Genomic DNA, 24,054 nt, shown 5'->3' on the forward strand with positions numbered 1-24,054 from the left:
GGCGTCGAGCTTCGGGCCCGTCGTCGTCGAGTCGCTGACGGCGTGCTGGTCGGCCTGGCCGAGGTGCTGCGGGTTGCTGAGCTTCGCCTTGACCGTGACGTTCACGTAGGTGTTCGTCGTCGTGCCGGAGCTCTTCAGCTGCACCTGGACGCCGGGGCCGAGCAGGCTGTCCATGTTCGCCTTGAGCGCGGCGGGGGACAGGTTCGCGGTGATCTTGCGCTGGTTCGCGAGCTGCTCGGCGACGTCGGAGTAGCTCTGGCCCTTGCGCGGCTCCGCGTTCGGGTTGTTCCACTGCGGCAGGAACTTCTGCAGGCCCGGGATGTCCTTGAGCGCGCCCTCGACCTGGCCCTGCACCTTGTTGGCGGCCGCGAACTCGCCGACCTTCGCGTTGCCGGTGGCGATCGTGTCCGCGACGAACGGCGGCAGGAACTTCGTGTTCGCCGTGGCCGGGTCGGTGATCGTGTTCCTGGTGTCGGGGTTCGTCAGCAGACCCACGGCGCCGGCCTCGTTGAGGCCCATCCGCATGTGGGTCGTGACCTCCATCTTCACGCTCTCACCGGAGGGCGTGCGGACCTCGACCTCGGCCGTGACCTCGTACAGGCCGGTCTCGGACTTCACGCCGATGCCGGTCTTGTGGTTGCTGCTCGACCCCGCGTTCACGCCCTCGGCGGTGCGCGCCGAGTAGTTGACGGTCGCGCCGACCGTGCCGGTGACCGTGCCGGGCACGCCGATGTTGGCGCCGACGCCCGCGTTCGCGTCGAAGCCGGATTTGGTGGACGCGGACACACTGCTGCCCCAGGCGGAGGTGTCCTTCAGGTCCAGCACGGCGGAGTCGTGCGTGCCGACCAGCTTCGCTTCCTTGAGCGTCGCCGTCATCTGCACCGCGCCGCCCTTGCTGGCGTGCGGGCTGACGAGGTCGGGCGACGTGACGAAGCCGCCGAGCATCGCGGGCAGGTTGTTGCGGATCGAGGTGGGGGACAGGAAGTTCTGCAGCGCCTCACGGCCGGGCGAGCCGACCTTCGTGATCGACGGGTGCAGCTTCGCGGCCACGTCGGTGAACGCCTTGCCGGAGTCCTTGACCACCACGGCTTCCGGCACCGCGTTCTCGACCTTGGTGCCCCACTCGGCGTCGGCGGGCTTGATCGCCGGGGTGGTGCTGGGGGTGTCGACCATCGTGCTGAGGTCCGTCGGGACCTGCAGCGTGACGGTGGTGCCGGTGTCGACGGTCGTGGACGGCTTGGGGTTGCCGCTCGCGTCCCTCAGCGTGATCTCGTACGAGACCGGGGTCTTGACGGTCTTGGAGCCCTCGCCGGACTTGATGGCGCGCGCTTCGGTGGTGGTGTTCGTCGTCGACTGCGAGACCGCGGGCGTCGCGATGGCGGCCTTGCCGCCGACCGAGCCGTACGGGCCCGCCGCGACACCGGCCGTGACGGCACCGCCGATGTCGTTGGACGTGGCGATGGTGTTCGTCGTCGAGGTCGCCGCGGCGGCCTGGTAGTTCTTGTCGACCTTGGTGTCGGCGTCGGCCGTCACCTCGGTCGTGGCGTCCGCGCGCATCTCCGCGCGGATGTTCGCCTCGAACCACTTGCCGTCGAGCTGCACCTGGAAGTTGCGGCCCGTGTCGAGGAACGTCTCGAAGTCGTTCTCGATGGCGTCCTTGATGCGCGCCTGGTCGTTCGGCTTCAGGTTGTCGATGCTGCCGACGACCGCGTCGGCGCCCTTGACGTCGACCGGCGTGATCGAACCCAGGGCCTTGTTGTCCTGGAAGAAGCTCGGCAGCTTCGTGTCCGGGACCTGGCCGACGGGCTGCGGTGCCGTCGTGGTCATCGGGATGGCCGGGCTCGGCTTCGGCGGCGCGGGACGGGTCTCGACCTCGGGCTCGGACCGCGTCTGGACGTCGGTCTCGGGCGCGGGCTGGGTCTGCACGTCGGCAGGGGCGGGAGCAGGAGGCGCTGGGCGCGTGTCCGCGTCCCCGTCCTGCCGGGCCTGCTGGACCTCGTTGGTGAAGTCCCGGAGTGCCTGCAGGTGGTCGGTGTTGTGCCCGCCCGACCGCGCGTCCTGGATCTGCTGGTCGAGGTGGGTCTGCACGGCCACGATGTCCGCGTCGCTGAACTGGCGCCAGCCGTTCGAGGCCGGGTCGGCGGGCTGCCGCAGCGCGTAGGTGGTGAGCGCCGCGTCGCGGTTGTTCGTGAACTGGTCGACCCGGTTCTGCTGCCACTGGACGTCGCGGCCTGCCCGCTCGCGGCGGGCCGCCTGGTCGTCCAGCATCGACTGGGTCTTGAAGGCGTCGGGCACCATGTCGGCGGCGTTCCACCGGGTGCTGTCGGCCTTGGCCTTGGCGAGGCCCTGCTCGGCGATCTGCGTCCGCTGGTCGTAGATGTGCGGGGGACCGGCGTGCCGGGAGATGTCGAGCGCGTTCTGGATCGCGGCCGCGCGGTCGGGGTTGTTGCTGTACGCCGGGTTCTGCTGCATGTCGCGCAGCGCCGCGGAGTCGAGGCCGTACAGCGACGCCGCGAACGCCCGCGGCGACGTGCCCTCCTGCACGGGGCCGAAGCCGCCGGGCACCACGAGGTCCACGTCCGGGTTCGCCGGTCGCGTCGCCGGGTCCTGCATGAACGGGCCCGGTTCCGCACGCGGCGCCGGTGCCGGTGCCGGCTGGGCCTGCTGGTTCTGGCCGGCACCGCGGTCGCGGACGTCGCGTGCCGGTGGGGGCGGCGCGTCGTTGTCCGAGTGGACGGACGAGGCGTCGTCCACCTCGACCGGCGGCGTCTCCGGCCGGTAGGGCACCGCCGAGTCGACGAGCTGGAGGTCCTGGAGCTGGCCGTAGAGCTGGTCCAGCTCCGGGGTCGGCTGACCGGCCACGCGCGCGTCGCGGATCAGGTCCGTGACGTGGTCCTGGAGGACCTCGACGTCCTGCGGCGACACCTGCTGCCAGCCGGGGGCGTTCAGGTCGTCCGGGGGAAGGCTCAGCGCGTACGTCGTGAGCGCGTCCTTGTGGTCGTACTGCAGCGTCATCAGCTCGTTGGAGAGCTGCGACTGCTGCTGCTTGAGCGTCTGCTGCTGGGCCTGGCGCTCGGCCTGGTCCGTGCGCATCAGCTCGGACTTGAACATGTCCGGAAGCGCGTCGCTGACGTGCTTCAGATCGGTCGCCTTGCGGTGGTTCTCGTTGATCTCGGTCCGGAGGTCGCTCAGGTGCTGCTGGATGCCACCGGGCTTCTGCGCGATCTCCAGGTTGCGGGACATCTGGTTGATCTCTTGCACGTGGAACGGGTCGTTGCGGTGCTGCACGGCGAGGTCGGCGAGCTCGGCGGGGGTCTTGCCGAAGAGCGAGGCCCTGAAGCCCGCGAACTCCTGCCGCGGGTTGAGCCCGCTGGTGCCCGCCCGCGTGTCCACGTCGGACTCCACGTCCGACTGCGCGTCGAGATCGGATTGCACGTCCGACTGCGCGTCGAGGTCCGACTGCACGTCGGAGCCGGGACCGTTGAGAGCGGCCTCGTTCGCCATCTCCTGGCGGCGCTGCTCCAGCTCCAGCTCGAACTGGCGGTTGTTGAACTCCCGGGTCCTGGCATCGAGGTCGCGCAGGCGTTCCGCGCGGGCCTCGATGTCCGCGTTCATCTGCGCGATCTTGGCCTGCGTCGCCTGGATGTTCGCGTGCATGTCCGCGGCCTTGGCGAAGCGGTTGTCGTAGTCGGGGTTGCCGACGAACGACAGGTTGCGCTCCGTCTGCTGCACCAGGGCCTCGGCGTCGGCGATCTTCTGGTCGAAGTCGACCGAGGTGTCGACCTCGCCGCCGAACATGCTGGTCAGGAAGCCCCTGATACCGGTGTTCGCCGACTTGCCGTCGCGGTAGTTCTGCAGCGCCTCCTTGGCGTCCTCCAGCTGGGTGCTCAACGCGTCCAGACCGCGGGTCGAGGCGTGCGAGAGCACCTTGCGGACGTCCGCCTCGTTCTGCACCCGCGTCTGCAGGTCCCTGAGGCTCTGGGCGTCGAACCCGGCGTTCTCCGCCGCCGCGATCTGCTGGGTGAGGCGGGTGTCGAGCTGGGTGAGCATGGTCGGCGGGATGCCCGCGAGGTTGTCCGCGTTCGGACCCGCGACCTGGGTGTCGATGATGTGCGTCAGGCCCAGGTTCGGGCCCTCGGCGTTCAGGGTGTTGATCTGGCTGTCGGTGTTGCTCTTCAGGTCGGTGAGGATCTCGACCTGGGCCTTGATCGCGGCAGTTTGCGCGCGCTCCTGCGGGTTCTGCGCCGCCTCAGGCTTCCAGGAGCCCTTGGACTTCGCGTCGTCGATCCGGGTCTGCAGGTCCGCCGACCGCTGCATCAGGTCGTTCGTGAAGACCTGCGGACCGCCGGGGTGCGCCGCCGCGCGCTTGATCAGCTGGGTCTTCTGCGCGGCGTCGTAGAGGCCCTTGTCCTGGCGCCCCTTGTACAGGTCGCCGATGGTCTGGTTGACCTCGGCGGAGGACTTGCCGCCGAGCCAGGCCTCCATGCCGGCGCGGACCTCCTGCGGCGTCGGGCCGCCGAGGGCGCCGAACGAGCCGTTCTGCGAGGAGATCTGCACCTGCGGCGCGCCCGCCGGGCCGTGGGTGGTCTGCACGCCGTTGTTCTCGACGACGAGTTGCACGCCCAGCGACTGCGCGATCGTGTCGGGCAGGTGCGCGCCGACCTGGGAGTCGGCCCAGGACGGCGTGTTCAGGCCCGTGGTGACGAGGGCGGCGGGCGTCGGCATCGCGCCGGTCGTCTTCACCTGCTGCGTCACGTGGTTGACCACGTCGGCGTCGCCCGGCTTCATACCGTCGGTGCTGACGACGTCCCAGCGCTTCGAGGAGCCGTTCGCGAGGTCGTTCGCGACGTTCGCCCGCCACTGGTCGAGCTTGGCGCCGGTGTTGGGACCGGGCACGTTCGGCTCGAGGTCGGGGTGGAACTTCGCCAGCGCGTCGGGGGAGACCTGGTTCGCGACCCAGCTCGACAGGCCGTTCGGGGTCAGGCCGGGGTGGTTGTGGTTCTGCGGGTTCTGCGCGACGTCGTTCAGCACCGCGTCCACAGTGGACTTGACGTCGCTGTTGCCGACCATCGGTGACGCGTTCGGGACCGGCGCGTTCTGGAACGCGGCGCTGCGCAGCACCGACTCGACCAGGCCGACCTTGTCCAGGTTCGGCAGGTGGTTCTGGGTGTTGGGCCGGACGTCGGCGTCCACGTCGGTGTCCCAGCTACCGGGCAGGCCGGGCGTGTCCGTCGGCATCGGCCGCGTCCGCACGTCCGGGCCAGGAGTGCTGTCCGTGTCCGGTGTGGACGGTGCGGGCGCGGTGTCCGCGGCGGGCTTGGGGGTCCAGCCCGCGGGCGGCGGCACGGTCGCCGGACCGGCCGGGTTGATCGTGGTGTCGGGTACCGCGACCTGGCTGTTGGCGGTGTTCTCGATCAGCCACAGGTGCCGCGGCCGGATGCCGGGGTCGTCCAGGTGGATGTCGGCGCCCATCATGCCGCCGTCGTTCTGGTGCACACCCGAGTTCGTGTCGTGCTGCTGGAAGACGCGGGTCGAGTCCTTGTACTCGTCCGGAATTCCGAGGTAGTGCAACGTTTCGTGCGCCAGGACCTCGGGGCTGGTGTCGGCGCCCCAGTGCGTCTGGTCCGGGTTGGGGGTGTTCGGGTCGACCTTGACGCTGGTGTGGGCGTCGGCCTTGTTGTCGGTGAACTCGAGGTTCAGGTGGAACTGGTCACCGCTGGGCAGCCGGTGGCCCTGGTTCAGCATGGAGTTCACGCCGTTGGTGGCGTTCTCCTTGACCTGCGCGATGGCCTCCGGCGTCATGTTCGCCGCAGGATCGATGTGCACCTTGACGGTGTACTCCTGCACGAAGTTGCCGGGGCTGGTCTCGATGCGCCGCAGGTCGTAGTTGATGAGCCCTTGGTAGGACTTGATGTTCGACGGCGTGCTGTCCGTGCGGACGTCGTGGACGGTCTGGTTGACGGTCCGCACGTCGGTGTTGTTGCGGCGGTCCGCCCAGGTGCTGCGGTCGGCCGGGTTGCTCGGGTTCGACCACTCCGCGGTCTTGGCCGGGTCGTGGCGCCACGACTGGTCGGTCAGGACCTCCTTGCCCTTGTGCGACTCCGGGGTGGGCGGGGTCGCGGCGGGCGGCGCACCGACCTTCGGCACGTCCTTGCGGGTGCCGTCGGGGTTCAGGTTCGACTGCGGTGCGGGCGGGGCCGGGGGAGCGGGAGGTGCCGGCGGGGCCGCGGGCGGCGGGGTGGCCGGTGCGTCCCTGGTCGGCGCCGGGCCGGTGTTCTGCTGGGTGTTCGGGGACGGCGCGTCGGTGTTCGCGGACGTGTCCGTGTCGGTGTTCGGCCTGACCTCGGTGCCGGGCGCCGGCGGCGCGCTGCGGGTGCCGGGGTTGGACTCGGCGTCGAAGAAGACGTCGTTGTCGGACTCGACGTCGCTCTCGGTGTTGGCTTCGGCGCCGGTGTTGGTGTTGGTTTCGACGTCGCTGTCGAATCCGAAGAGGCCGCCGCTCATGTCGGGTCCGTCGGACTCGGTGTCGGACTCGACGTCGCTGGTGCCGGGGTTGGACTCGGCGTCGAAGAAGGCGTCGGAGTCGACGTCGCTGTCTGTGTTGGCGCCGGTGTTGGTCTCGGTGTTGGTCTCGGTGTTGGTGTTGGCGGGGTTTGGTGCGGCTGGTTCGAAGTTGAAGTCGTCGAAGAGTCCGTCGCCGAGGTCGGGTCCGTCGGATTCGGTGTCGGACTCGGTGTCGTTGGTGGTGTTGGTCTCGACGTTGGTGGTGGCGGGGTTTGGTGCGGGTGGTTCGAAGTTGAAGTCGTCGAAGAGTCCGTCGCCGAGGTCGGGTCCGTCAGATTCGGTGTCGGACTCGACGTCGCTGCCGGTGTTGGTCTCGACGGTGGTGCTGGGGGGCGTGACGGCGGGAGGCGCCACCGCGGCAGGGGCCTGCTGGGCCGGGGGCGTCGATTCCACCGGCGTCTGCGGCGGACTCGGCACCTCGGCGTCCGGCGTCTGCACTGCCGGGGCGGGCGGCGGTGGGGACGGCGGGTCCAGCCTCAGGGTCAGCGCCTGGAGAACCTGGTTGTTCTGTGGTGCGCGAGCGTCCTCGAACACCTGGGAGAAGTAGTTGCTCTCGGGACTGTCCTTCTGCGAGAGGTTCTTCAGCAGGTCAGCGAGCTGGGCAACGTCGTTCTGAGCCGAATTCGGATCGGCGGGATCGACCGGATCGCCCGGCTTGTTGCTCGGGAAGTCGTTGGCCAGTTGTTGCTGGAGCTCCGGCTTTCGCGACTCGAGCAGATCGATGATCTGGTCCACCTGCTCCTTGGTGAGGTCGACCGCGTATTCGGAGTCGTCGAGGAACTTCGGCGACGGCGTGCTGCCGTTGATGACGCTCTTGATCTCCTTGGCCGCGTCGTCGGGGAGCCCGGAAAGGATGTTCGTGACCTCCTCGCCCTTGCCGTGGAGCGCGGGCGAGAGCATGGAGGAGATCTGGGAGACAGAGCTGGCTGCCTCGCCGGGGGTGCGGTCCGGCGACACCACGTAGTCCCCGAGCGCCGTGAAGGTCTCGATGGCGGTGGTCACCTTGAACGCCTGCTTCGCAGCCGACGGGCCCGTCTTGGGGTCGGTGCTCGTCTGCAGGTCCGCGTTGACGGCTGCGGTCCACGCGGTGTCCGCGCGCAAGCTGGTGCTCGCGTTGTTCAGGTTCGTGGTGGCGGCGTCGGCACCGGGGACGTTCGGATAAGGGGTCTTGCTGGTGAGAACGGAGATGTTCGGCCGTTCGACGAGGTGCGCGAGGTTCGTGGAGTTCGCGCCCTCGTTGATCGCGGGCAGGGTGCCGAGCTGGAAGACCTGCTGGAACACCGCCTGGGGCATGGACCCGGTGTTCACCACCAGGACGTCGCCCTGCTTCAGGTCGTCGATCTTCTGCTGCAGGTCGGGTGAGGTGATGTCCGTGCGCTGGACCCCGTCCACCTCGGGCTGCGGCACGAACCAGACCGGCGAGGGGGTGATCTCCATCATGATCGCGGGCTGCTGGTTCAGCGAGTGCAGAGCCATCGCGAGGTGGTTGGACACGCCGGGACGGCTGATGGGGTCGACAGCCACGAGGCCGTAGACCGGCATCAAGTCGGCCTTGCCGTTGAGCACCGCGTCGGCGACCTTCTTGATGCCGTCCGCCTTCGCGGGGTTGGCGGCCATCTCCTGGTCGATGAGGTTGCCCAGATCCTGCGAATTGGTGATCTTCGGGACGTCGTAGACGTACCTGGCGTCCGGGCTGATGTGCGGGTCCAGATCGATGATCTCGACCTCGCTGCCGGGCGCGTCGCGCTTGATGAGAAGCCGCTTGCTGCTGCCCCAGGCATAAGGCTTGAGGATCAGAGCTTCGTTCACCTTGTTGTTGTTGAGGTAGTCGGTGGCGGCTTTCGTGTCGTGCGCGTTGAGTGAGTCGTCGCCTGCCGACATCAGCAACGTGTTGCTGTCAGCGGCATGGTTCGGCGTGCTGGTGACCTCGACCTCGCCCAGGTCCGGCGTGATCAGGAGGTCCATCTTCGCCATGGACTCCGGATCGGTGACGAAGGTGATCTTGTCCTGGTAGCCGCCGTCGCGCAGCGCCTTCACCAGCGTCGTCGCGGCGGCCTGGTGGCCGAGCCCCGCCGCGTTGTCCACCGCGACGACGACATTGTCGACGTCCGCCAGCAGATCCTTCACCGTCGGAGGGGCAGCGGAGGTCGTGGCCTCCTGCTGGGCATCGGTGGACGAGTCGGCGTCGGACGCACGTCCCGTCTCCGCGTTGGGGTTGGGATTCGATCCGGCGGCCACGGGCGGCAGCACGACCAGGTCGGGCGTGGGGTTGGCCGTCGTGTTCGGGTTCGCCGTGGTGTTCGGGTTCGGCGCCGCGCCGGTGGGCGGCGGGGGCGACGGCCGCGTCTGGACGGGCGGCGCGTCGGCACGCGGCGGCGGGACGTTCGTCGAGGGCGCGTTCGTCGCGGGATTCGGCGAAGGCGTGGTGACGTTCGGGCTCGGCGTGCTGGTGTTCGGTGCGGGCGGCGGCGTGTTGACCGGCGGCGTGTTGACCGGCGGCGTGTTGACCGGCGGCGTGTTGACCGGCGGCGTGTTGACCGGCGGCGTGTTGACCGGCGGCGTGTTGACCGGCGGCGTGTTGACCGGCGGCGTGTTGACCGGCGGCGTGTTGACCGGCGGCGTGTTGACCGGCGGCGTGTTCACCGGCGGCGTGTTGACCGGCGGCGTGTTCACGGGCGGGGCGTTGACCGGCGGCGCGGGCGGTGCCGGGCGCGTCTGGGCCGGGGGCGGCGTGTCGGCGCGCGGCGGCTGCGCGTTCGGCGTCGACTCCGGGCGCGGGGACGGCGTGTTCGCCGGAGGTGCGTTCGTCGTCGCGTTCGGCTGGGGCGTGTTGGCCGAGGGCGCGTTCGTCGGCGGCGTGTTGACCGGCGGCGTGTTCGTTGCCGGGTTGACCGACGGCGTGTTGGTCGCCGGGTTCGGCGTGGGCGTGTTGACCGGCGGTGCGGGCGGTGCCGGGCGCGTCTGTGCGGGCGGCGGGGTGTCGGCGCGCGGTGGCTGTGCGGACGGACTGGTGTCCGGGCGCGGCGACGGCGTGCTCGTGTTCGGGGTCGGCGAGGACACCGGCGGCGTGTTCACCGGGGGCGCGCTGACCGGCGGTGCCGGACGCGTCTGGGCCGGCGGGGGTGTGTTCGCCGCGGGCGGCGGGACGGTGGCTGCCGGGGGCGGGGTGCCGGGACGCGACTGGGTCGGCGGTGCCGTGGTCGGGGACGCCGTGTTCGCGGCGGGCGGGTTCGCTGCCGGGGGCGGGCTGAGCGGGGTCGGCTTGGGGGCCGGGGGCGGCGTCGACGGCGACGACTGCGGCGGCGCCTTGGTGATGGTGCTGTCCGGGGTGGGGGCCTTGGGCGCGTCGAACACGCCCTTCGTGCCGCCGCCCGGGCCGAACTTGTTGCCGCCTCGTTCGCCGCCGGTCGCGCCGGCCGCCGGGCCGCCGGGTGCCATCGGCGGGGCCATGCCGCCTGCCGCCGCGGACGGCGGAGGCGTGACGGCCGGGGTTGCGCCGGGGCGTCCGCCCGCGTTCTGGGGTGGGGTGGACACCGCGCTCTGCGAGCCCGGTGCCGCGGGGGGCACGTTGCCGGGGCCGTTGTAGCCGGGGGCCGTCGGCGTGAACGCCGCCGGGGTCTTGGCACCGCCGGAACCACCCGGCGAGGTGCCGCCCGGAGTGGCACCGCCCGGGGTGGCGCTGCCCGGGGTGGCGCTGCCGGGAGGCGGGGAGAGCGGGGTCGGCTTCGGCGCGGGCGGAGGGGTCGACGAGGACGTCTGCGGCGGCGCCTTGGTGATGGTGCTGTCCGGGGTGGGGGCCTTGGGTGCGTCGAAGACGCCCTTCGAACCGCCGCCCGCGCCGAACTTGCTGCCACCGCGTTCGCCGCCGGTCGCGCCGGGGGAGGCGCCGCCCATCGGCGGGGCCATGCCGGGAGGAGCGGCGGGCGGGGTCGCGCCGCCGCGGGACGGGGACGTCACGGCGTTCTGCGGGCCGGGCGCGCTCGTGGACGGCTTGGTGCCCGCGGTGCCGCCGGGATCCTTGTAGCCGGGGGCCGACGGCGTGAACGACGCGGGCGCCTTGGCACCGCCGCCGGTCGACGCACCGGTGCCGCCCTTGCTGCCGCCGCCGGGGGTCGCGCCGCCGGGCGTGGCCGGGGTGGCGCCGCCCTTGCCGCCTGCCGGCGGGGTGTAGCCGGGGGCGGTGGGGGTGAAGGACGCGGGGCCCTTGGCGCCGCCGGTGGTCGTACCGCCCTTGCCACCGGCACCGGCCGGAGGGGTGTAGCCGGGCGCGGTGGGAGTGAAGGACGCGGGGCCCTTGGCACCACCAGTGGTCGCACCGCCCTTACCGCCACCGGCGGGCGGGGTGTAACCGGGCGCGGTTGGGGTGAAGGACGCCGGGCCCTTCGCGCCGCCGCTCGTCGAAGCGCCGGTGCCGCCCTTGATGTTCGGCGCGGCCGCGGCAGGGCCACCGCCGGGCGTCTTCACGCCCGAGGTCGCGTTGCTGCCGCCACCCTTGATGGTGCCGGGACCGTTGTAGCCGGGCGCGGTCGGCGTGAACGGAGCCGGGCCCTTGGCTCCGCCGCCACCGCCCTTGATGTTCGGGGCCGCCGCGGCCGGGCCACCACCGGCCGTGTTCACGCCGGACGTGGCGTTGCTGCCGCCGCCCTTGATGTTCGGGGTCGCCGCCGCCGGGCCGCCGCCAGGGCCCTTGACGCCGGACGTGGTGTTGCTGCCGCCACCCTTGGTGGTCGGCGCCGGGCCGGAGTTCGGGCTGCCCGGCGTGAAGTTGCCGGACGTGTTGTTGCCGCCGCCCTTGATCGCGGTCGGGCCGTTGGCCGTGGGGCTGCCGGGCGTGAAGTTGCCCGAGGTGTTGTTGCCGCCGCCGCGCACGTTCTTCGCGTCGGTGGTGGGGTCGATCGACTTGATGTTCGTCTGGTTCGTCTGGTCGACCTGCTGCGACGTCTGGAGCGTCGCCTTCAGGTTCGACTGGACGTCGGTGAACGCCTTCGCGCCCTTGTCCGCCTGCGAGATCGCGTTGTCGTTCGAGTTGTTCAGCGCGGGCACCGCGAACAGGCCGATCGGGCCGAGCGCGTTGCCACTGAAGTTCAGGCCCCGCAGGCCCCCCGAGATGCTCGACAGCCGGGACCCCAGGTCACCCGCCTTGCCCTGCAACCCCTGCATCGAGGAGTCGTTCATGGAGTAACCGCTGGTGCCGCTGGGGCCTCCGCCGGTTCCGCCCGTTCCGCTCGTGGGCGGCGCCGTGGGGGGCGGGTTCGCCCCGGGGTTCGACGACGGGTTCGGGTTGACGTTCCCCTTGGCCATGAGCGGCGATTCTCCAGAACTGCGTCAGAACGAGGCGGGATCCCACCGGGATCCCGGCTGTTGGCTGGGACTTACTCTGTCGGCCGGACGGGACGCTCGGTCGCGCGCAACGGCTGCGCGGCAGCCGCACCACCGACCTGACCGCTCGCGTCGTACGCGGCGCGCTCACCCATGAGCGGGTTCACGCTCTCGTAGTAGGCGGGCTCAGCCTCCACACGCGCCGAGTACGCCTCACGCGGCTGCGACGGCTCGAGGGCGTCGTACGTGTGCGACATCTGCGTGCGCGCGAGCGGCTCGTAACCGGACTGCTGCTGCAACGGCTCGGAAGGCGTCTCCGGGCTGATGTACATCTCCCGCGCCTGCAACGGCTGAGCGGCCTCGTAGCCCCCACCGCCGCCGCCGGTCATGCTCACGCCCGACGTCATCGTGGAGTCCGAGTTGTCCACCCGCGAGAACGCCACCGGTGCCTGCACGGCTTCCGCACGCTGGAACGGCTGCAGCGGCGTGGCCTCGGTGGCCATGCGCTGGTAGGTCGGCTGCAACGGCTCCGCAGCCTCACGCGCGTAGGCCTGCTGCATGGGCTGCAACGGCTCCGCGGCCACCCGCTGGTACGACTGCGTCGGCTGCAACGCCTCCGCACGCTGGAACGGCTGCACCGGCTCGGCGGCGTGCATCGCGGTGCGCGCCTGCATCGTCGGCTGCAGCGGTTCCATGGCCTCGCGAGCCCGCAGCTGGTGCGTCGGCTGCAACGGTTCCATGGCGTCGCGCGCCCGGACCGCCTGCATCGGCTGGAGCGGCTCGGCGGCGATCCTCTTGGCCGCCTGCATCGGCTGCAACGGCGCGTTCGGCAGGGTCGCCTGCGCGTACCCGTCCGGCTGGACGGTGCCGATGCGGGCGTTGGCGAGCGTCGCGGTGCCTTCCGCCTGCACCGTGCCGATGCGCGCGTTGGCGAGGGTCGCGCTCGCGGTGCCGGTCGCGTCCGCGGCGGTCTTGCCGTCGGTCGGACCGCCACCGGTGCTGCCCGTGCCCCCGCCACCGCGGCCGGCCATCGCCTCGTCGATCTTGTCGTCGACACCCTTCTGGGCCTTGTAGCCCTCGTAGGTGATCTCGGCGACGTCAGCCGTGTTCTCGAAGCGCTCCCAGCCCTTGCTGACCTTCTTCATGATGTCGTCGAGGTCGCCGATGCGCTTCATCTGACGGCCGAGGGCGGCGACGACGCGCGCCACGCGGGACGCGATGTTCACGCCGAGCGCGACGGCCTTGCCGACCGCGAAGCCGCAGAAGATCGGGATCGAGGCGCCGAACGTCGGGATCATGGCGGCGGCCGCGAGGATCGCGCCACCGATCAGCGAACCGATGAGCTGCGCGATCAGGTCGCGGACGATGTCGCGCAGCACCGTGACGAGCATGCCCATGATCGCGACGATCTTGGCCTTGGACTCGACGGCGTTCGCGAGGTCGTCGAGCTCGTGGCTCATGTTGTCCATCGACGCCTTGAAGCGCTCGGACGACTCACCGGTCCAGCCGTCGAACGTCGCGAGACCGCTCTTGTGGTCCTCCGCGAGCACGCGCAGCTCGGCCGCGCGCGCCTTGTTCGCCTCGACGTTGGCCTGGATCTCCTCCGGGTTGCCCATCAACTGGTTCAGGGCGTCGCGCAGGAACGACACGTGCTCGATCAGCCAGCCGACACCGGCACCGATGATGCTGCCGAGCGGGTCGATCGCGAGCATCACGGTGGCCGAGGCGGCGCCGATGGCGTTGAACGTGATGTCCAGCGCCTTCTCGGTCTCGCTCTCGGCGTCCTTGCTGATGCCGTCGATCAGGCTGCCGTAGGCCTCGATGAACAGCGAGCCCTTGAGCTTGTTCTCCTCGGTGATGTTCATCCCGGGAGGAGACGGGAGGGGAGTTTCAGGCGCGGTCATCGCTGTTCCTTACCAGGGCTCGTTGTCGTCGTTGTCGTCGTCGTCCCTGCGGGGCTTGCCGCGGACGGGTGGCGGTTGCGGGGCCGCCGCGGGCCGCGACGCCGCCGGAGCGGGAGCAGGTTCCGGCTCGTCGTCGTCATCGACCGCGTCGTACTGGTCGTCGGTGTCCTCGTCGAGTCCGTCGTCCGGGATCGAGTCGGAGACCATCTGGTAGGCCTCGGTGCCCTCGCCGAGCGGCTTGAAGAGCTCCAGGACCTGCTGCGCCGCCTGCTTCTGGGCCTTGCGCGCCGTCTCCAGGATCAGCGCGGTGAGCCGCGGCCCGCCCATCTCGACCGCGCGGTGACCCAGCTGCAGGTTCTGCAGACCGCCGTTGGGACCGACCGTCACGGTCACCGCGCCGTCCTGGGACGACACGGTGGCCCCGGCCGCCGCGAAGTTCTCGGTCAGGTTCTCCGACTTCTGCTTCAGGTCGGCCAGCTTGGCCTCGTACTCTTCGACCCACTGGTACGGGTTCGCGGCAGTCACACGGTCCTCCGGCGGCGGCAGTTCAACTTGCGCTCTGTCAGTTACACGTCGGTGCAGGCGAATCAGTTCACGCGAGCACGGCGTTGATGCGGGTGGCGATGCGGTCGTTGTCGGTCGGCGACAGGCTCATCCAGCCGTCCGAGTTGACCATCAGGTAACGACCCTGGTGCGTGTCGAACCAGTTGATCACGACACCGGACCGCTGCCGGTCCTGGGTGACGCCGAACTGGCCGCCCGCGACGCGGTTCGACGCGAGCTCCTCGAACTGCTTGGCGTCCTGTGCGGACAGACCGGCCTGTTCCAGCGCCCCGCGGTCGTCCACACCGCCTTCGCCGAACAGGTCGTCGGCGTCGGCCGCGCCCTCGGCCTCCTGGATCGCGACGGCGTCCTGAAGGGACTGGACGCGGACGTTCACCGCCGTGCCCGGACCGGGCTCGGCGTCGGGCAGGACCTTCACGATCTCGCGGGCGATCCCCGTCTCGCGGATCTCCAGCAGCCCCACGCGGTCGCCGTCGATGATCGCCAGCGCGGCGCGCTCGCCGTTGGAAACGGCGAGCGCGCGCACGGTGCGATCGAGACCGGCGACGGCGTCCACGGACACCTTGTGGTCCGCGAGCAGCCGCAGGAAGTCCTCGAGACGCTCGTTGTCCACGAGCCCGCGGGACCGCAGCTCGTCCATCGTCTTCGTGACGAGCACACGGCGTTCCTGCTCGGTCGCGCCCTCGTTCGGAACGTCGAGCGGGTAGGGCACTCTGCCCAGCCGCAGGTCGTTCCACAGGACGTCGAACTCGCGCGGCGACAGCAGGAACTCGGGCGTGATCACGAGGATTCGGTCCCCTTCTGCTTCTTGGCCTTGGCGGCGCCGATCACCGACGGGGGCAGGTTCTCACCGGGGACCTCGAACAGGTCGCCGCCCATGATGTAGCTGGCGGAACGGTGTTCCTTGTCCTCCTCGCCGCGGCCACCGGCACCCGGAGCGCCACCCATCGGCGCACCCGCGCCCATGCCGGCACCGGCCGCCGAAGCGCCACCGGGACCCATGCCCATCGGCATGCCGCCGCGGCCCTGGGCCTGCACACCCGCCGCGCCACCGGACGTCATCGAGCTGCCGCCGGCACCGGCCGTACCGCCCGCGCCACCACCGAACGCGCCGCCGCCACCGCCGCCGCCCGCACCCATCTGCGGGGTGTACGGCATGGGGCCCTTGGCACCGCCGGCGCCACCACCGGCACCACCGCCGCCGCCACCACCAGCGCCGCCGCCCGCACCGCCGGGACCGGTGTAACCGGGCGCCGAGGGGTTGTAGGCCGCGGGACCACCCTTGATGTTCTGCGGGGTGTAGCCGGGGTTCTGCGGGTTGTAGTTCGGGTTCGCGACGTCACGACCGACGACCGGGACCTTCGGGATGTTCTGGTTGTTCTGGTTGTTCTGGTTGCTGCTCCCGGACTTGCCCGGGCCCATCTGCGGCGTGTAGCCGGGACCCATCTGCGGCGTGTACGTGCTGCTGCCGCCACCGCTGCTCGCGGCGTAGGTGCTGCCGGTGTTGGCCGCCGGGTTGTAGTTCGGTGCCGTCGGCGTGTAGGCCGCGGCGGTGTTCGTGCTGGTGTTGCCGGTCATCTGCGGCGTGTAGCTGCTGCCGCCACCGGCGCCACCGCCCGCGCCGCCACCGGGGCCCGCGGCCGGGTTGTAGCCGGGAGCGCTCGGGTTGTAGGCCGCTGCGGCGGGCTGGTTCGCTGCGGCGCCACCGCCGGCACCACCACCGCCACCGGCGCCGGTCTGCACACCGTTCGCCGTGGGTGCGTCCACGGCGGACTGCGTGCGCATCAGACCGTCCACGCCACCGTCCAGCGCCGCGGCACCGGAGCGCGGCATCGCCATCACCGGTTCCTCGACCTGGCCGGTGTTCGGGTTGAACGGGGGCTTGAAGGCCGGGGTGGAGGAGTCGATCTGGCGGGAGTTGTTCTCCATGTCGGTCATCACGGTGACCGCCTGGTCGTGCGCCGCGCGCGAGGCCGCGTTGGCGACCGCGATGTCCGCGGAGGCGAGCACGAACGCGGGCGTCCCCGGCTGGGTCAGCGCGGCGGCGGCCTTGTTCCAGTCGAACTGGACCGGCTGCGGCATCTGTGCGCGGGCGTTCTCCATGACCCGGCCCTGGTCGGCGACCTTGTTGCCGACCTCGACCGCGGTGCGGGCGGTCTCGTCGACCCAGTCGCCGAGCTTCTTCATGGCGGCGCGAGCGGCGTCGGCGGAGCCGCCGGTCCACTTGGACTCGCTGGAGGTGATGACCGAGTTGATGACTCGGGAGGCCTCGGTGAGCTCGCTGCCGTACTTGCCCCAGTCGGAGCTGATCTGGCCGGCTTGCCCGGGGTCGTTGTTGTTGTGCACCGCGGCATAGAGCTCTTGGTGCGATCGGGACGCCCAGTTCTGCGGGTCCGTGAGGACCGGGACGTTCTCGACCTCGCTCGGGTCGGTCTCGGGGGGCATGACCGGCTCGCCTCTCGGTTCAGTGGATCAGCTGGCCACGAGATCAGCTGTTACCCATGTGCTTCTTCAATTCGGCCTGCTGGTCCTGGTCGAGCGCCTCGAAGTTCCCGATCGCTTCCACGATGGAGTTCTTCGTCTGCTCGAGAACCGTGCGGTACGCGGTCATCACGCTGACGAACGAGTACTGCTCACCCTCGGCGCGATGGGTGAACTTGTCGCGCATCTTGTCGCCGACGGGGTTCGCACCGAGCGCCGTCGGGCGGGCGATGCTCGTGTTGGCTCGCTCGATCCAGGAGTCGACCTGGTCGATCTGGCCCTGCAGCTGCTTGCGGAGTTCCTCGCCCGCCTCCGGGTCGATCTGCACCTGACCCGAGGTGACGGTCTCAGCGAGAGGAACGACCTTCTCGTCACCGACGATGTACATGCGGGCAGTATCAGGCCTCTTTTGGTCTATCGCTCACTTTGGGAGTCGCGAGTTACCAATTGAGATCCGCGTTCACAATGCGTTGTCAGGCACCGAATCGGGCCACGACCAGGTGAACGTCGTGTAACGACGTGATCGTTTCCCCAGGTTGTGGGAGCGCTCTCGGGGGCCTGCCCGCTCGGGCTTGTGATCTCTGTTCACACGCCCGGAACGGCTCGTGACAGGGGGTGACTGTGACCCAAATCACATGGGGGAATTTCTAGGATTTAGGGCTTTCTTAAGGCTTCGTCACCGGCTGGTTCGGCGTTCACCGGAACGGCTGAATCGGTTGGCCACGTACGAAACGCGGGCGCACTCCTGAGAGTACGCCCGCCGTGTCCGTTTTGGAGCATTGTTGTGCGGTAAGCCGCACCGAGTTCACCTTCAGGCCAGCACGGCGTCGATCCGCGTTGCGATGCGGTCGTTGTCGGTCGGCGAGAGGCTGAGCCACCCGTCGCTGCGCACCATCAGGTAGCGGCCCTGGTGGGTGTCGAACCAGTTGATGACGACGTCGGCCCGGTGCCGCCCGTGGGTGACGCCGAACTGGCCGCCCGCCACCCGGTTGGCCGCGAGTTCGTCCATCTGCCTGGCGTCCTGCGCGGACAGGCCGGCCTTGAGCAACGCCTCGCGGTCGTCGAGTTCCTCGTCGGCGGCGCCCCACGGGTCCTCGGACTCCTCCTCCTGCTCGGCCTCTTGCAGCGCCACGGCCTGCTGGAGCGTCTCCAACCGCACGGACAGCGCGCTGCCCGGCCCCGCCACCCCCTCGGGCAGCACGCGCACGATCTCGCGGGCCAGTGCCGTGGGCCTGATCTCCGACAGGCCGACGCTGTCGCCGTCGATGACGGCCAGCACGGCCTCCCGGTCGGTGGCGGCGGCCAGTGCCCGAACGGTCCGGTCGAGGCCCGCCACGGCGTCCACGGACACCTGGTGGTCGCTCAACAGCCGCATCAGGTCCTCAAGTCGCACGTCGTCGGCGATGCCGCGCTGCCTCAGTCCGGCGATCGTCCTGGCCTGCAAGGCTTTGACGTCCTGCTCGGTCGCTCCTTCGCTGGGCACGTCGAGCGGGTACGGCATTCTGCCGAGCCGCAGCGTCTGCCACAGCACCTCGAACTCGCGGGTCGACAGCAAGAACTCGGGCGTGATCACGAGTGCTCGGAACCTTTCTCCTCTGCCTGCTTTGCGCGCAGTATCGAGCAGAATGGGGCAAGCCGTTCCTGATCGGGCGAATACGTACCCGGTCGAGACGAATGTTCACAATCGGTCGCCGATCGCGGAAACGGGCCACTTCCGGGCGAGTCCGAGCAGCGAGAACGCTTGTTTCCCCAGGAACTGGGAGCGCTCTCAACCCGGGAACCGGGGGCGTCCGGGCGACACGTTCACACGTCCGGGTCTGACGGATCAGGCCTCCGCTTGTGACCCAAATCACTTCGGCTGCCTAAGTTTCGAATGGTTCTGGGCGCAGTGACTTCAGTGTTGACCGAAGTCACGCGGCCCGGTGTTGTGCTCGGCGATCTGCACCCTCCGGTGTGAAGATCGGCACGTGACTGCATCCTCGTGGGCGCCCCTGCGCCGCAGCGCGTTCCGTGCGCTGTGGCTCGCCCAGTTCGCGTCCAACATCGGCACGTGGGCGCAAACAGTCGGCGCCCAGTGGCTCATGGGCGACCTAGGCGGCAGCGCCCTGCAGGTCGCGCTCGTCCAGACCGCCACCACGCTGCCGGTGTTCCTGCTGGTGGTTCCGTCCGGGGCGCTCGGCGACATCCTCGACCGCCGCCAGGTGCTGATCACCGGCCAGGCCCTGATGCTGGCCGGCGCGGGTGGCCTGATGCTGCTGGCGGGCACGGACCGGGCCACCCCTGGGACGCTGCTCGGGTTGCTGGCGCTGATGGCGATCGGGCAGGCGTTGTCGATGCCGTCGTTCCAGGCCATCCAGCCGGAACTGGTGCCGCGCGAGGAGATCCCGCAGGCCGCGCTGCTCAACGGCGTCAACATGAACGTCGGCCGCGCCATCGGCCCGGCGCTCGGCGGGTTGCTGATCGCGCTGGCCGGGCCGGAGGCGACGTTCGCGTTCAACACGGTCAGCTTCTTCGGCGTGCTGATCGTGCTCGCCCGGTGGAAGCGCCCGTCGGACCACCGGCCGCTCGGCGCCGAGCACATCACCACCGCCATGCGGACGGGCGCGCGGTACGTGGGCAGCTCGCCGTTGTTCCGGCGGGTGCTGACGCGGCTGACGTTGTTCATCCTGTTCGGCAGCGGCCTGTGGGCGTTGCTGCCGGCCATCGCGCGCGGGCCGCTGGAACTCGACGCCAGCGGGTACGGCGTGCTGCTCGGCAGCGTCGGCGCGGGAGCCATCGGCGGCGCGTTCGTCGTGCCGAAGCTGTTGCAGCGCATGAGCAAGAACGCCATGGTGCTGCTCGCGACGGTCGTCTACGCGGCCGCGACCAGCACGGCGGTGCTGACCCGCAGCTTCCCGCTGGTGATCGTCGCGATGCTGCTGACCGGCGCCTGCTGGATCGCCACCCTGTCGACGTTCAACGCCAACGCGCAAGTGCTGCTGCCGGCGTGGACACGGGCCCGCGCGCTGGCTTACTACCAGCTGATCCTGATGGGCGGCCAGGCGCTCGGAGCCGTCGTCTGGGGCGCGATCGCGGACGTCTACGACCTCCGGGTCGCCATGATCGTGCCTGCGGTGGCGATGGTCGTGCTCGCGCTCGCCGCGACCCGCTGGCTGCCGCTGCACGACCGCCCGCTCGACGTCAGCCCGGCCACGTACTGGGAGGAACCGCCGGAGATCGACGACACCGACGCCGGCCCCGTGCTCGTCACGGTCGAGTGGCCGGTGGCGCCGGAGAACGAGGAGGCGTTCATCGACGCCATGCAACGCGTCGGCAGGGCCCGCCGCCGCACCGGCGCCACGATGTGGGGGCTCTTCCGCGACACCGAGCGGCCCGAGATGTTTCTCGAGACCTTCACCGTGGCGACGTGGCAGGAGCACCTGCGCCAGCACGTCGAGCGCGGCACGGTCGTGGACCAGGAGAACCAGGAGGTGGCACGTGCGCTGGCCAAGGGACCGGCGCACGTGCGGCACCTGCTGTTCGCGGAACCGAAGAAGCCCGACTAGGCGTTGTAGGCCTCGACGGTCACGCGGGGTTGTTCGGACGTGAGGTCGCGCCGGTGCCAGGACAGCGTGATCTCCCGGGTCTCGCCGGGCAGCAGCCACAGGTAGTTGTCGCTGTAGATCGTCGGCAGCACGCGGGTGTCCGTGCGGCGGTCGCGCAGGCCGATCCTGGTCATCGCGGCCACGACCTCGCCCGTGTTGCGCACCTTCACCTTGAGCGTGCGCCGGTCGCCGTCACGGCGGGTGCTGCCGACGTCCGTCGAGATCTTCGTGCGGCCCAGTGCGTTGAGCGCCTTGAGGTCCGCGGGCGTCCGGTAACGCCAGTAGGTGTTCTCGGACAGCAGGCGGTCGCCGTCGAACAGCCGCAGCCGGACGAGGTGCACCGGGGACGCGTGCGGGGTGACCGTGAACAGGTCGGCCTTCGCGGACGGGCCCGCCTCGACGTCGGCCTGCTGGGTGCTCAGGACCGCGCCGGTCAGCGAGTGCACTGTGGCTTCGACGCGGCCGCGCAGGGACGTGGTGGTGTGGTTGAGGACCGTGACGCGCCAACTGTCCAAAGAGGCCTGTACGTGGTGTGGTTCGCACGCCTTCTTCGCGCCGAAGTACGTGCCGTTGACGTCCATGTCGTAGTCGTAGGTCTGCCAGACGGTGGAGTGCCACGCCGGGTGTGACATCCACAGCAGCAGCGCGGAGGCGTCGTCCCAGAGGTTCGCGTTCCAGGCCTCGAACATCGCGCGCATGTTCTCGTAGTTCACGAACTGGGCCTTGCGGCAGAACTCGTCCATGTTCCTGGACTCGCCGAGCCTGGCGTCGATGGCGGCCTGGTAGAGCTGCGGGCGCTGGTTGCCGTTGGTGCACCAGTCGTGGGCGTACCAAACGTCGCCGATGGGCCACGACGGTTCGTCGCCGACGAGGTTGTGCATGGTCTCGGCGACGGGGACGGTGGGCATGCCGATCTCGGTGTGGAAGCCGAAGTTGAAGGTGTCGTAGGTGTTGGGGTCGAAGTACCTCGCGGGCTCGACCCAGTAGTACGGGCCGTGGCCGGAGACGCTGCCGTCGGCCGAGTGGCTCTGGTAGTAGACGTCGGTGTGCTGCTCGGTGACGACCTTGCGCAGGCCCGCGTCGGTGTTGGGCGGCGGGGAGGCCTCGTTCGCGCCGCACCACACGACGATGCTCGGGTGGTGGCGGTAGCGGGTGACGGTGTCGTGCGCGGTCTCGATGTAGTTCGGGATGTTGTCGGGGAAGTAGCCGACGACCCAGAAGTCGTTCCACACCAGGATGCCGTGCCGGTCGCACGCCTCGAAGAACTCGTCGCGGTTGCTGCTGCCGATCCAGTTGCGGATCATCGTGAAGTTCATGTCGCGGTGCAGCCGGATGACGTCGTCCATGCGCTCGGCGGGCATGCGGCGCAGCAGTTCGTCGAAGCCCCAGTTGCCGCCGCGGCAGAAGACCGGCACACCGTTCACGCGGATCTTCAACGGCCTCGGCGCGTTGCTGACCGTCTTGGCGTCACGCCACGTCTGGCCGTCGTCGGAGAGCTGCACCTTGTAGCGCAACGCGTAGGCGCGTTCCCACGAGATGACGACCTGGCTGAACTGTTGCGCGCTGCCCAGGTCGACCTGGATCCACTCGTTGTCGCGGTACTCCGATGCCCACCGCGTGCCGGGGTCGCCGTCGACGGCGTTGCTCGCGGGGTTCCACTCGTTGTCCTGCGAAGAGGCGGTGGCCTCTTTGCCTCGGGCGAGGTCCGTGTCTCCGCTCCTGACCTCCAGCGACCACAGCGACGTGCCCCAGCCGGTGGCGCGGCGTTCGGTGAGGATGCGGACGTGACGTGTGGTCTGGCTGCCGAGGTCGACGGTCTGGGTGACGGCGTTGCCGCCGGGCGGGAACTCGATCGGCACCTCGTGTTCGTAGGTGAACTCGCGGACGCCGAAGTGGGTGGTGCGCCGGTCGCTCTCCGCGCCGTTCGTCGTGACGGCGATCGTGAGGTCGTAGAGGTTCGGGTCGCCGTATCCGTTGGGCCACCACAGCTTCGGGTTCGTGATCCGGTGGGTGGGGAGGGTGACCTCGGTGGTGCCGGGCTCGAGCGTGACGGCCTTGGCGAGCTTCGCGCCGTCGAACCGCGCCTGCACCGTGACGGGCAGGGCGGTGGTGCCGGTGTTGCGGACGGGCACGCTGATCGCGACGTCGGCGGTCCTGTGGTCTTGGGACAACGTTGTCACGACGCGGGTGTCGCCAAGGGTGGCGGTGCCGGTGGCGCGCAGGCGGATGTGGTCCCAGATGCCGGTGCCTCGGTCGCGGACGGCGGGCATCCAGTCCCAGCCGGAGATGCAGAGGTAGGTGGGGGAGTCGAGGTAGAGCTGGCCGGAGTTCGGGAACGCGCCGCCGTCGCTGCCCTTGTCGGTCGGGCTGCCGGGGTGCTTCATCGGGTTGAGCCGCAACGCCAGGACCTGGCTGTAGTCCTTCAGCGCCGCGGTGATGTCGAACGAGCCGCGCACGAACGGGTTGGTGACGTCCCCGATCCTGGTGCCGTTGAGCCAGATCTCGGCGTGCTGCATGACGCCGTCGAGTTCCAGCCACACCTTGCGGTCGCGGAAGCCCTTGGGCAGGTCGAACGCGCGGCGGTACCACCACGAGTGCCTCGACAGCGCCTCCGGGATCTCCATGTTGTGCATGGCGCGCGCCGGGTCGGGGAGGTGGCCCTGGTCGACGAGCGACGTCAGGACCGTGCCGGGGACCGTCGCGTCGAGCCACCTGGACGTGTCGACGTCCGGCTGTGCGAGCGCGGTGCCGTCGGTGGTGCCGGCGAAGTCGTCCATCGTGAGGTGCCAGCCGCTGTCGAGTTCGGCCGTGTTGTCCGGGCCCGGCTTGAGGGAGGGGGCCTTCGCGGTGCTCCGCCAGTCGGTCCAGCCCTTCGCGTTCGGCTGCCTGCCGGTGCCGTAGACCTGGAAGCCGTTGAGCCCCAACGGGTTGCCGTTCGACGGGCGGCTCAGGCTGAGCCTCACGTACCGGGCGGTCGTCGGCTTTGCCAGCTGGATCCGGGTTTCCGCGCCCTGGCCGTCGTCGGTGCGGTGGACCTCGCGCCAGTTCTTGTTGTCCGTGCTGAGTTCGATGACGTACGTGAGTGCGGCGGCCGACAGGATCTCGACGCCGGTGGTGTCGTTGCGCGGCTGGTAGGACGGCGCGGGCACGAACGTCGGGTCGTCGAGTTTCGCCTCGAAGACCAGCACGAACGCCTCGACCTCACAGGTGGCCTGCAGATCGACCGTGACCTGCTGCGGGTCGCCGTTCGCCGCCCGCCAGCCGGACCCGCGCACCCCGACCTGCTGCAACCCGTCCGTGACGAACTGCGGTGGCGTGGCGGCGTAGGCGGTGGACGTGGCGGTCACTGGCCGGTTGCGGGCGAGGTCGGTCACCTCGGGAGCTGCCTTCTCCTGGCTGGCGGAAGCGTGGGGGGACAGGGCGACGCTCGCTAACAGGCCTGCGTTGGCGGCGAGGAAGACACGGCGGGAAAGCTCGTGCGACATCAACTCTCCATGCGATCAGGCGCCCGCCAACCACCATCGTGGGCTGACCGAGGGAGGGTCAAGAGGACAAGCAGGACAAGCTGACAAGGTTGTCGTGAACGCTCCCATAGTGGTGAGCTATGAACGGAAGGGATGATCGCCGGGCTGAGGGCG

Annotated in this window: 9 protein-coding genes (1 of these 9 only partly in view); 1 reads left to right on the forward strand and 8 read right to left on the reverse strand. The window is 70.1% G+C overall.

Translation table 11 applies throughout. The features are described from left to right. The 7 genes from JNUCC0626_RS04265 to JNUCC0626_RS04295 form a co-directional block, all read right to left on the reverse strand. On the reverse strand, nucleotides 1–11,865 hold the beginning of the coding sequence (locus JNUCC0626_RS04265; protein ID WP_394618323.1) for a hypothetical protein. Its footprint begins 16,731 nt before the window's first position; 11,865 of the gene's 28,596 nt are visible here — the first part of the coding sequence; its start codon is at nucleotides 11,863–11,865; its stop codon lies off the left edge, out of view. Nucleotides 11,866–11,936: 71 nt separating this feature from the next. Beyond that, a complete protein-coding gene (locus JNUCC0626_RS04270) occupies nucleotides 11,937–13,787 on the reverse strand; it encodes a hypothetical protein (RefSeq protein WP_394618324.1) in 1,851 nt (616 codons plus the stop codon). A 9-nt stretch (nucleotides 13,788–13,796) separates the two neighbouring features. Next, entirely contained in the window at nucleotides 13,797–14,312 is a 516-nt protein-coding gene (locus tag JNUCC0626_RS04275; protein ID WP_394618325.1) for a YbaB/EbfC family nucleoid-associated protein, read from the reverse strand. Between the two features lie 67 nt (nucleotides 14,313–14,379). Beyond that, the gene (locus JNUCC0626_RS04280) at nucleotides 14,380–15,135 is read right to left on the reverse strand and encodes an ESX secretion-associated protein EspG (RefSeq protein WP_394618326.1); all 756 of its coding nucleotides are present in this window, start codon (nucleotides 15,133–15,135) and stop codon (nucleotides 14,380–14,382) included. Further along, nucleotides 15,132–16,796, reverse strand: a complete 1,665-nt coding sequence (locus tag JNUCC0626_RS04285) for a WXG100 family type VII secretion target (protein ID WP_394618327.1) — start codon at nucleotides 16,794–16,796, stop codon at nucleotides 15,132–15,134. Before JNUCC0626_RS04285 ends, JNUCC0626_RS04280 begins: the two co-directional genes overlap by 4 nt. Before the next feature lie 43 nt (nucleotides 16,797–16,839). Next, a complete protein-coding gene (locus tag JNUCC0626_RS04290) occupies nucleotides 16,840–17,220 on the reverse strand; it encodes a hypothetical protein (protein ID WP_394618328.1) in 381 nt (126 codons plus the stop codon). A 423-nt stretch (nucleotides 17,221–17,643) separates the two neighbouring features. Beyond that, complete coding sequence (locus JNUCC0626_RS04295; protein WP_394618329.1) at nucleotides 17,644–18,405, reverse strand: ESX secretion-associated protein EspG; 762 nt, start codon at nucleotides 18,403–18,405, stop codon at nucleotides 17,644–17,646. Between the two features lie 394 nt (nucleotides 18,406–18,799). Between JNUCC0626_RS04295 and JNUCC0626_RS04300 the strand changes: the two genes are divergently transcribed. Continuing rightward, nucleotides 18,800–20,377, forward strand: coding sequence for an MFS transporter (locus tag JNUCC0626_RS04300; RefSeq protein ID WP_394618330.1), 1,578 nt, complete (start codon nucleotides 18,800–18,802; stop codon nucleotides 20,375–20,377). On the opposite strand, the gene JNUCC0626_RS04305 is transcribed toward JNUCC0626_RS04300, so the two are convergent. Beyond that, nucleotides 20,374–23,901: a discoidin domain-containing protein gene (locus tag JNUCC0626_RS04305; RefSeq protein WP_394618331.1), complete on the reverse strand. Its 3,528-nt coding sequence runs from the start codon at nucleotides 23,899–23,901 to the stop codon at nucleotides 20,374–20,376. The two genes, JNUCC0626_RS04300 and JNUCC0626_RS04305, sit on opposite strands and share 4 nt — an antisense overlap. Nucleotides 23,902–24,054: the final 153 nt, after the last annotated feature.

It is taken from the genome of Lentzea sp. JNUCC 0626 (genome assembly GCF_043632865.1).
Taxonomy (GTDB): Bacteria; Actinomycetota; Actinomycetes; order Mycobacteriales; family Pseudonocardiaceae; genus Lentzea.